The 7,821-nt window shown below is 54.7% G+C and carries 9 protein-coding genes; 7 read left to right on the plus strand and 2 right to left on the minus strand.

Going from position 1 to position 7,821, the window contains the following annotated elements; genetic code table 11:
* Nucleotides 1–22 precede the first annotated feature (22 nt).
* The 4 genes from ABWP81_RS11280 to ABWP81_RS11295 all read left to right on the plus strand — a co-directional run bounded on the left by ABWP81_RS11280 (nt 23) and on the right by ABWP81_RS11295 (nt 3,006).
* Entirely contained in the window at nt 23–1,303 is a 1,281-nt protein-coding gene (locus tag ABWP81_RS11280) for a TIGR03862 family flavoprotein (RefSeq protein ID WP_353141851.1), read from the plus strand.
* Between the two features lie 80 nt (nt 1,304–1,383).
* Nucleotides 1,384–1,788, plus strand: coding sequence for an aspartate 1-decarboxylase (gene panD, locus ABWP81_RS11285; RefSeq protein ID WP_353136553.1), 405 nt, complete (start codon nt 1,384–1,386; stop codon nt 1,786–1,788).
* Nucleotides 1,789–1,979: 191 nt separating this feature from the next.
* Nucleotides 1,980–2,249 (plus strand): hypothetical protein, encoded by a 270-nt coding sequence (locus tag ABWP81_RS11290; RefSeq protein WP_353136556.1) that lies wholly within the window; start codon nt 1,980–1,982, stop codon nt 2,247–2,249.
* Nucleotides 2,242–3,006 carry a ParA family protein gene (locus tag ABWP81_RS11295; RefSeq protein WP_353141852.1) on the plus strand — a complete coding sequence of 255 codons (765 nt, stop codon included), beginning with the start codon at nt 2,242–2,244 and terminating at the stop codon, nt 3,004–3,006. The genes ABWP81_RS11290 and ABWP81_RS11295 overlap by 8 nt, the downstream gene beginning before the upstream one ends.
* A gap of 22 nt (nt 3,007–3,028) precedes the next feature.
* Here ABWP81_RS11295 and ABWP81_RS11300 read toward each other — a convergent pair whose 3' ends face one another.
* Nucleotides 3,029–3,322, minus strand: coding sequence for an AraC family transcriptional regulator (locus ABWP81_RS11300; RefSeq protein ID WP_353141853.1), 294 nt, complete (start codon nt 3,320–3,322; stop codon nt 3,029–3,031).
* Between the two features lie 144 nt (nt 3,323–3,466).
* Here ABWP81_RS11300 and ABWP81_RS11305 point away from each other — a divergent pair, with 144 nt between their 5' ends.
* Nucleotides 3,467–4,105, plus strand: coding sequence for an MBL fold metallo-hydrolase (locus ABWP81_RS11305; protein WP_353136565.1), 639 nt, complete (start codon nt 3,467–3,469; stop codon nt 4,103–4,105).
* Nucleotides 4,106–4,120: 15 nt separating this feature from the next.
* Nucleotides 4,121–5,611, plus strand: a complete 1,491-nt coding sequence (locus ABWP81_RS11310) for a sensor histidine kinase (protein ID WP_353141854.1) — start codon at nt 4,121–4,123, stop codon at nt 5,609–5,611.
* An 18-nt stretch (nt 5,612–5,629) separates the two neighbouring features.
* Here the strand turns inward: ABWP81_RS11310 and ABWP81_RS11315 are convergent, their stop codons facing one another.
* Nucleotides 5,630–6,457, minus strand: a complete 828-nt coding sequence (locus tag ABWP81_RS11315) for a M48 family metallopeptidase (protein ID WP_353136571.1) — start codon at nt 6,455–6,457, stop codon at nt 5,630–5,632.
* 36 nt (nt 6,458–6,493) lie between these two features.
* Between ABWP81_RS11315 and ABWP81_RS11320 the strand changes: the two genes are divergently transcribed.
* Nucleotides 6,494–7,821: AmpG family muropeptide MFS transporter (locus tag ABWP81_RS11320; protein WP_353141855.1), on the plus strand; the 1,328-nt coding region annotated here is incomplete at its 3' end.

Genomic DNA, 7,821 nt, shown 5'->3' on the forward strand with positions numbered 1-7,821 from the left:
CTGTGCCACCTACACTTCACCCGTGAATACAACTAAAAACCCACAAATCGCCATCATTGGCGCAGGCCCCGCTGGTCTGATGGCCGCTGAAGTGCTTAGCGCCGCAGGTGTTTCTGTGCATGTGTATGACGCCATGCCCTCTGTCGGCCGCAAGTTTTTGCTGGCAGGTTTAGGTGGGCTCAACCTCACGCATGCCGAGCCATTTGACATCTTCACCACGCGTTACGCAGAGCGCAGCGAGGCTTGTGCAACTTGGCTCAAAACATTCGACGCCACTGCTATTTGCGAATGGGTCAAAGGCTTAGGCCTTGACACGTTTGTGGGCAGCTCACAGCGCATTTTCCCCACCGACATGAAAGCCGCACCGCTGTTGCGTGCGTGGCTGCATCGCTTGCGCCATCCAGCGCAGGGCACGCCTGTGACGTTTCACATGCGCTACCGATGGAACGGTGCTTTGCAACACGCAGACAAACAATTCACGCTCAGTTTTGACACACCACAAGGCACGCATACCGCGCACGCCGATGCCGTGCTATTGGCCTTGGGCGGCGGCAGCTGGGCCAAGCTGGGCTCGGACGGCGCGTGGCAACCGTGGCTGGGTGCCTTGGGCGTTGACGTGTCGCCACTGCGCCCCAGCAACTGCGGCTTCGACGTGCAAGGCCGCGATGGCCATGCAGGCTGGAGCAGCCATTTGTCAAGCCAGTTTGCAGGCGCACCACTCAAGTCGGTGGCTTTGTCATTCACCGACAGTGCGGGCCGCAGCTTTAGCCGTCGAGGTGAATTTGTGGTCACCGCTAAGGGCGTGGAGGGCAATTTGGTTTACGCCGCTTCAGCGTTGTTGCGCGACGAAATTGCACGCAGTGGCTCTGCCACCTTGCACCTTGACCTCAAGCCCGACTTCACGCCCGAGCGTGTGTTGGCCGAGGTGTCTCACCCGCGTGGCACGCGCTCGCTTAGCAGCCATTTAAAAAGTCGCCTCAACCTCACCCCTTTGCACTTGGGCCTGTTACATGAGGTGCTAAGCAAAGACGCCATGAACGACCCTGCGCAATTGGCAGCCGCCATCAAACATCTGCCCATTTCTCTGGCTTCTACGCGCCCGATGGACGAAGCCATCAGCAGCGCAGGCGGCGTGCGCCTAGAAGCTTTGGACGCGCACCTCATGGCCAGCACTCTGCCCGGCTTGTTTGTGGCGGGTGAAATGTTGGACTGGGAAGCCCCCACCGGCGGCTACCTGTTAAGCGGTTGCTTGGCCAGTGGCCGAGTGGCGGGTTTGGGTGCGGCAAGGCTTTTGGGCCACTGACACGCGCTGAGCCTTGTTAGTTAAGCCTCAGCTTCGCGCTCTATGATTCGGGCATTAATAAGTTTTAGATTCCCATCACCATGTTCCGCACCTTGCTGAAATCCAAGATCCACCGCGTTGTCGCCACGCAATGCGAATTGCACTACGAGGGCTCTTGCGCCATCGACGAAAACCTGCTGGACGCCGCCAATATTTGTGAAAACGAACAAGTCCACATTTGGAACATCAACAACGGTGAACGCTTCATCACCTACGCCATCAAAGGCGAACGTGGCTCGGGCATGATTTCGGTCAATGGCTCAGCGGCTCGCCGCGCCAGTGTGGGTGACTTGTTGATCATTGCGTCATTTGCACAAGTGCATGAAGACCAAGTGGCTAAGCATGAACCTCAGTTGGTGTTTGTGGATGAGCGCAACCAGCAAGTGGGCTTGCGCCACCATGTGCCCACGCAGGCGGCGCCTGGGCATGGAACGGATGAGTGCTGATTTAGCTCTACTTTGTTACAAAAGCGCACTTCGCGAGGGGGTTTTTCTCCTTGCGGTTGACTTCCTTAACTTAAAAAAATATTACTTTTGAATTAGCCTAGCTCGGCATGTACGCCCTGAGGCGTATTCACAGAATGAAATGGCTCAACTAGCATGTAAGTCTTAATTTATAAAGTGCCGCCATGTCCTCTGTGCAATTGCTGCTCGACCGGGTTCGCCTGGACGAAAAGCAAAAATTAGATGAGCTTTGCCAATGGCTTTTGCAGCATCTCCACGAGTGCATTGGTTGGAGTGTTTTGGTTGATCGCTCAAAAATGTCCAACGAAGAATTGATTCATCTCTTCATGCTGCATCACGGCATGAGTCCGATTCAATGGATCACCCACCAGCGCGAAAAACTGATGATCGCGCCCAAAACCAACAGGGTTGACCACCTTGATTTGATGCCTCTTCATGGCTGAATTCAAAATACTTATTACCAGCCAAAAAGGTGGTGTCGGCAAAAGCACGGTATCCGCCAACTTGGCGGCTTATTTGTGCAAACAAGGCCACCAAGTGGCCCTCTTAGATTTCGATTTGCACGGCTCTTCCAGCAAATGGCTAGAGGGCGCGCCGCCCATTGGTATCAACATTCACCACGAGCCCCTGCCGCTTGAAGTGGGTGGCACACGCCCAGTGAACGAGGCCAAGCAAAAGTTGCGTCGCCTTTGCTATAGCAATGACATCGTCATCTCCGACCTGACTTGGAGCGACTCGGTCACAGCCGAGCTTTTGTTTGAATACGACTTGGTCATTGTTCCAACCTCTGTGTCAGAAATTGAGCTGAATGCCACGTCTGACTTTCTGGAGCGTTTTCGTTGGGTTTTTGAGTCAACCCTTCACAGGGCCCCAAGGCTTTTGCTGTCCCCCACACGGGTGCAAAACGACCAACTATCGGACACCTCGCTGTTCAAACAGCACTTTCCATTTCGTTTGATTCTGGCCCCCGCTATTTTGGAAGGCCAATCTGCAAGGCAAATGTATAAACGAGGTTATTTGTGCGACTTGAACGATGCGTGCGGCGCTTCATTCAATGAATTTGGCGGCGCTGTGGTGGAAGCTATTGCCATGATCAGCCAAGACAAAGCCCAAGTTGCAAATGACGGCAACAGCAGAATGAAGGCGCTGTTAAAACTTGCAGCGCAATATGAGGCGTCGTTGAAATCTGTGTTTCATTGAACGCAACTTCAGCTCTTAGCCTCTAGCCTTTTGCCTGAACCACTTGCCATTGCTGCCGTCCAAGCGCACCCATCACCTCCGCCATGGATGACTTCTTGCTGTCAATGCGACGGCTTCGTATCCATTGCATGGGGCTGGTTTTGAAATGTGCGCCGAACTCACGCTGCAACTCCAAATGATCCATACCACTTTGCGTCGTCAGTTCGGCCCAGCCGATCGGCTTGTCAATATTGGCTTCAATCCATTCGCATAATTGATCGAGCCGGCAGCGATCAGTCGTGGGCTTAACAAGCTTTAAATTGTGAAAGTTATTCATGGCGTCCGTTCCTCTTGAGGGAAATCGCTAGTAGGGTTGAATATTATTTTTGATCTATTCGCACTTGTAAATACGCCCAATGGCGTATAGGCCAACCCCACCCCACCGGCTTTTGCCCATGTTTGGCGCTAACATCCTCTGCCTATGCTTCAGTACGAAACCGTCCCCGTCACCCCCTTTCAACAAAACTGCTCTATCGTTTGGTGCGATGAAACGATGCAAGCTGCCATCGTTGACCCAGGTGGCGATTTGCCCGTGTTGCAAAACGCCTGCAAAGAGCTAGGCGTGACACTAGAGCAAATTTGGCTCACACACGCCCACGTCGACCATGCAGGCGCCACCGCCGACTTGGCTGAAAAATTAAGCCTGCCCATCATCGGCCCGCATGAGGGCGATCAGTTTTGGATTGACGGCTTGCCGCAAGCCGCGGCCAACTACAACTTCCCCCCTTCACGCACCTTCACACCCACGCGTTGGCTGCACGATGGCGACACCGTCACCTTGGGTACGCACACGCTGCAAGTGCGTCATTGCCCGGGCCACACACCTGGCCATGTGGTGTTTTATTCGCCTGAAATTAAACGTGCGTTTGTGGGCGATGTGCTGTTTGCAGGCAGCATTGGCCGCACCGATTTTCCACAAGGCAACCACGACGATTTGATCAACAGCATCACGCAGCGTTTGTGGCCTATGGGCGACGACACGGTTTTCATTCCAGGCCATGGGCCTGAAAGCACCTTTGGCCGGGAGCGCAAAACCAATCCGTACGTGGGCGGAACCTAAGCAGCAATTGCTTTTATGCAGTTAGACACCCAAACCACGATCTTCATGATTTGCTTCGTGTACGTCATGTTGCACGGCGCGATTTGGCTTGCGCTGCAAGAGCATCGCAGCTACCAAGTCAAGTTATGGTGCGCCAGCGGCATGATCAGCGGTGTGGCCGTGGTGTTGCTGGCTATGCGCGGCACAGTGTCAGAGTTTGTGTTCATGGTTGTTGCTCAGCTCTTGATGTTGGTGGGTAACTGGGGGCGCATGGTGGCACTGCGCATCTATCTGCTGCCAGAGCCACAAAATCGCGTGCATGCTATCTACACGCTGATGAACACGACCTACTTTGCGATCTTTGTGTATTTGATTTACATCCAGCAAGCCGAGTGGGAAGCGCTGATGGTGTTCAATGCTTTTTATGCGGTTTTATGTTTCGATTATTTCCTTATCGGCCGCCAGGTAAGCAAGCAACAAGCCTCACTCGGTGCTAACTTGCTCATGTGGGCGGGATTGACGCTCACGATCACGCTAGGCATTCGCACGCTGGGCGTGTTTTTGTCAGGCACGATCGATGACCTGTATCAGCCCAGCTGGCATCAAGCGGTGATGGTGATCGGCCAGTTCACTTTCATCACCTTAAGCAACATTGCTTTTCTTCGCATCTTTTTAGAGATTGCAGAGCGCAAAAAAATGACGCTTGTGCAAGACCTGGCCGTATCTACCGAACGCGCCAGTGCCATGCAGCACCAAAGCGAACAACTAAAGAAAGTGCTTCGAGAGCGTGAAGAGATCATTCGACAGCTGGCACTGTTCAACAAGACCGCTGGCATGGGCGCTTTGGTTGCAAGCTTGGCGCACGAGCTCAATCAACCGCTGACTGCCATTCAGCTGAATGCTGAGCTGATTGAGTCGGCTTTCACGCAAGGCGGGGCTGAAGCTTTGGATGACGCCACCCTCAAAGAGGCGATGGGCGACTTGATGAAAGACAACCAACGTGCAGCCGGCATCATCCGAACCTTGCGCAATATGTTTGGCAGCGGTAACAAGACATTGTCAACTTTTGACATCAATGAGTTAATAGCTGATGTGTTGTTGATTTGTAAAGCACGGCTGCATCGCAACGTCATTGACTTGGTCGTCGATGCGTCACCCCAGCCGCTTTACTTTACTGGTGACAAATCGCAGCTACAACAGGTTTTTTTGAACCTGATCACCAACGCCAACGATGCATTTTTGCCCGACCAGGCGCATGCCAAGCGCATTGAAGTGCGCACACTGCTGAACAACGACAAGTTGTTGGTCAGCGTGACTGACAACGGCTCTGGCATTGCGTCTGACATTGCGGCATCCATTTTTGAGCTGCTACGCACCAACAAAGACGACGGCATGGGCGTGGGTTTGTGGCTGAGCCGCACCATTGTGGAGTCTCATCAAGGCTCGATTGATTTTGTGACCAGCCCAGGGGTCGGCACTACCTTCAAGGTCACACTGCCAGTGACGGCAGAGCAAATGGTTTTTTAAACTGCTTGTTTATCCAGCTCACTTAGCCCGTTCGAACAGCGGCATGACCTTGGGCAAATTGGCCTGAATTTCTTCAATGCGCGTGTTGCCCGAAGGGTGTGTGCTGAGCCACTGCGGTGGCGCACCTTTGTTGGCGGCGCTCATTTTTTGCCACAGCGTGACACCAGCGCGGGGGTCATAGCCCGCGCGTGCGGCGATTTCCATACCCACCAAATCGGCTTCGGTTTCGTCATCACGGCTGAACTTGAGGTTTAGCAGTTTGGCACCTTGGTTGGCCACAAGGTCGGTGATTTGCGGACTCACGCCAAAGAAAATAGATGCCACGGTGCTGCCAATCACCGCCACGCCGTTGGTGGCCGTGGCCTTGCCCATGCGCTCACGGGCGTGCTCACGCAAAGCATGGGCAATCTCGTGGCCCATGACCATCGCCACTTCGTCATCGGAAAGCTTGAGTTGCGTGAGGATGCCGCTGTAAAAAGCAATCTTGCCGCCGGGCATACAAAACGCGTTGATTTGGTTGGACCCCACGAGGTTGACTTCCCACTTCCACTCTCTGGCACGTGGGTTCCAGTCAAAGCTGTGCGGGATGATGTCTTTGGCAATGCGGCGCAAGCGGATGACTTCGGGGTGGTTGTCAGGCCCCAGCGCATTTTTGCTGGCGGCGTCTTTCATCATGTCGCCGTATTGTTTGCGGGCCGACTGCTCCACCTCGGCTGCAGGCACTAGTCCAGCAAAGACCGATGCTTCGCGGGTAACCTCCACACCCTCACGCGCCAATAGGGCGCCGCTGCCCAGGCCGCAAGCGCAGCCAACACAACCGTAAAGAAAAGCACGTTTGGTAAGCATGGAAAAGTTTCTTTGTGAAAGCCTGAAAATAGAGACATGAACGATACAACAAGTCCAGCATCCACGCCGCCCGCCGAAGTTAAAAAACTGGGCTGGTTGGCCGCATTGAAGGTTTACCTAGAGCCCGCCTCTTGGCGCATGTTGTGCCTTGGCTTTTCGGCGGGTTTGCCACTTTTGTTGGTGCTGGGCACGCTGAGTTTTCGCTTACGCGAAGCCGGCATTGACCGCAGCACCATTGGTTTTTTAAGCTGGGTGGGTTTGGCCTATGGGTTTAAGTGGGTGTGGTCGCCCCTGGTGGACCGCATGCCTTTGCCGCTGCTCACGCGCTGGCTGGGCCGACGCCGCAGTTGGCTGCTGTTGTCGCAACTCGTGGTGGTAGCGGGCTTGGTGGGCATGGCTTTGCTCGACCCACAAGTAGCGCTGGAGCCGGTGGTGTGGTGTGCCTTGGTGGTGGCGTTTGCATCAGCCACGCAAGACATTGCGCTGGACGCCTATCGCATTGAATCTGCCGATGCCCAGCACCAAGCAGCTTTGGCCGCCACCTACCAAACCGGCTACCGCTTGGCCATGATTTGGGCGGGTGCAGGTGTGTTGTGGGTGGCGGCACGCGTAGCCGGTGCGGACGAAACTGCGTATCTGCACAATGCGTGGCAAACCGCGTATTTGGTGATGGCTGCCTCCATGAGCCTAGGCGTGTTGACTGTGCTGCTGTCGCCCGAACCTGCACAGCGAGACATGCCGCCTGCACGCAATGCAGCCGAGTGGCTGCGCAGTGCATTGGTTGAGCCCTTTGCCGAATTTATCCGCCGCTACCGCTGGCAAGCAGCCATCATCTTGGGGTTGATTGCGGTGTACCGCATCAGCGATGTGGTGATGGGCATCATGGCCAACCCGTTTTACGTGGACATGGGCTACACCAAAGACGAAGTGGCCGCCGTTACCAAAGTGTTTGGCGTCATCATGACTTTGTTGGGTGCGTTCATTGGTGGCGTGTTGTCGATGCGACTGGGTGTGATGCGCATCCTCATGCTGGGTGCGGTGCTAAGCGCCATCACCAACTTGCTGTTTGCGTGGCTGGCCACTCGCGGGCATGACTTAACGGCTTTGGTGTGGGTGATATCGGCCGACAACTTGGCCAGTGGCATTGCGTCAGCGGCGTTCATTGCGTATTTGTCTAGCCTCACGAATGTGAACTACTCGGCCACGCAATACGCACTGTTTAGTTCGATGATGTTGCTTGCGCCCAAGTGGCTAGCGGGGTTTTCGGGTGTGTATGTGGATGCGCATGGGTATGAGGCTTTTTTTACCAGCACTGCAGTTTTGGGGGCGCCTGTGTTGTTGTTGGTTTGGTTGGCTTCGCGGGT

This window comes from Limnohabitans sp. (assembly GCF_040401135.1).
Classification (GTDB): Bacteria; Pseudomonadota; Gammaproteobacteria; order Burkholderiales; family Burkholderiaceae_C; genus Limnohabitans.